At 69.8% G+C, this 1,966-nt stretch carries 2 protein-coding genes and 1 pseudogene; all 3 read right to left on the bottom strand.

What is annotated here, in order from left to right; all coding sequences use genetic code 11:
- A partial coding sequence (locus tag FKP22_RS28655; protein WP_141291518.1) for an LON peptidase substrate-binding domain-containing protein occupies positions 1-438 on the bottom strand: 438 nt, incomplete at its 3' end.
- A gap of 19 nt (positions 439-457) precedes the next feature.
- Positions 458-1,345, bottom strand: a complete 888-nt coding sequence (gene rapZ, locus FKP22_RS28650) for an RNase adapter RapZ (protein WP_141291520.1) — start codon at positions 1,343-1,345, stop codon at positions 458-460.
- Positions 1,346-1,403: 58 nt separating this feature from the next.
- A pseudogene (locus FKP22_RS28645) lies at positions 1,404-1,966 on the bottom strand (DNA repair protein RecN); the annotation flags it as partial.

Raw genomic sequence — 1,966 nt, 5'->3', positions numbered from 1 at the left:
ATCTCGACCATCAGCGCGACCCAGCGCGGCGGCGGCTTCGGCGAATCGATCGCCCGGCGGCGTGGGCAGGTCATCGTCCAGCCAGGCCACCTGCGGTGCCACCCACAGGCCTTGCTGCTGCACGGCGTCGCCCAGCAGCTTGAAACGCGGGCCGCCTTCGCACCAGATCTTCAGCAGGTTGGTGCCTTCGGCCTCGGCCGCCTGCAGCCGGGCCAGCACGCCCACGGGCTCGAAACGCACCGGCTGCCCGGCCTGACTTGGCTGGAGCACTTCGCTGCCCTGGCTGAGGCCCACCACGCCAAAGCCGGTGCCCTCGCGAAGGCAGCGGCTGATCAGGTCCAGGTAACGGGCCTCGAAGATCTTCAGGGCCAGCCGGCCCCCGGGAAACAGCACGGACTGCAGCGGGAACAGCGGCAGGTCCTGGGTCGGAAAAGGCATTGGTTCTGGTGTGGCGCGCCTAGCTGCGCGCGTCGAGTTCACGGTGGCGCTTGAGCGTGGCCACCTGGTCGGCGAAACGCTGCGCCAGCGTCTCGACAAAAAACACCGAGCGGTGCTGGCCACCGGTGCAGCCAATGGCCACCGTCAGGTAGCTGCGCTGGTCCTGCTCGAAGGCCGGCAGCCAGCGCCGCACAAAGGCCTCGATCTGGCTCATCATCTCTAGCACTTCGGGCTGCTCGCGCAGGTAGGCCGCCACCGGCGCGTCCTGGCCGGTCAGCGGCCGCAGCTCGCGCAGGTAAAACGGGTTGGGCAGCACGCGCACGTCGAACACCAGGTCCGCGTCCAGCGGCACGCCGTGCTTGAAGGCAAAGGACTGGAACACCAGGGTGAGCCGGCTGCTGGTCGCACCCACCAGGTCGCGCACCCACAGTCGCAGCTGGGCCGGGCGCAGTTCGCTGGTGTCCAGCACGGTGGACTGCTCGCGCAGGTCGGCCAGCAGGTTGCGCTCCAGCTCGATCGCGTCCACCAGCGCACGGTGAGGGTCGTCGCCGCCTTCCAGCGGCTTGCTCAGCGGGTGCGGCCGGCGGGTCTCGGAAAAGCGCTTCACCAGCGCGGTGGTGTGCGAGTTCAGGAACACGCTGCGCACCCGCACGCCTTCGGCCTTCAGTGCCGACAGTGTGGGCAGCAGCACCGGCAGCGAATTGGCCGAACGCACGTCGACCGCAATCGCCATGCGCCGCACGCCGTGGCCACGCTCGACGCGGATGAAGTCGCGCAGCAGCTCGGGCGGCAGGTTGTCCACGCAGAAGTAGCCGGCATCTTCCAGCGCATGCAGCGCGACCGACTTCCCCGAGCCTGAAATGCCAGTGACCAGCACCACCTCGCGCTCTTCCAATGCCGGTGGCATGACCGGCACCGGCACCACATCGTCCTCGGACGGGTCGGGCAAATCGTTCATGGCCATCTCAGCGGAAGCGCGCCGCGCGCGGTGCCGCCTCGGCCACCGCCTGGTTGATCAGCTCCTGCGCATGCGCCAGGCTGGTGCCAGACTGCTTGTCGCCACCCAGCATGCGCGCGACCTCGGCCACTCGTGCCTCGCCGCTCACGGGCGTGACCTGGCTGTGCGTCCTGCCCTGGCGCGTGGCCTTGGCGACGACGAAGTGCTGGTCCGCGCATGCCGCCACCTGCGGCAGGTGGGTCACGGCCAGCACCTGCACGCTCTGGCCCAGCTGCTTCATCAGCCGGCCGACGGCGTCGGCCACCGTGCCGCCCACGCCGGAGTCGATCTCGTCGAAGATCAGCGTGCTGGGGTTGAGGTCTGTCGCCGCAGTCTTGGGCGCGCTGCCGCGGCGCTGCGCTGTGGTCACGGCAATCGCCAGCGCCAGCCGCGAAAGCTCGCCGCCCGAGGCGACCTTGGCCAGCGGCCGAGGCGCGCTCCCGGCATGCCCGGCAACCAGGAATTCCACCGTCTCCAGCCCGAAGGCCTGCGGCGTGTCCTGCGGCAGCAGCGCCACCTCGAACTTGCCGC

Origin of the sequence: Ideonella azotifigens, from assembly GCF_006519715.1 — a bacterium.
GTDB lineage: Bacteria > Pseudomonadota > Gammaproteobacteria > Burkholderiales > Burkholderiaceae_C > Ideonella > Ideonella azotifigens.
Note: the sequence above shows the minus strand (reverse complement) of the source record. Positions and strands in the feature narration are given on the sequence as shown.

Bases quoted from the DNA above. Each gene is read 5' to 3' on its own strand.
- rapZ (WP_141291520.1), bottom strand. From the start codon at position 1,345: ATGCCACCGGCATTGGAAGAGCGCGAGGTGGTGCTGGTCACTGGCATT.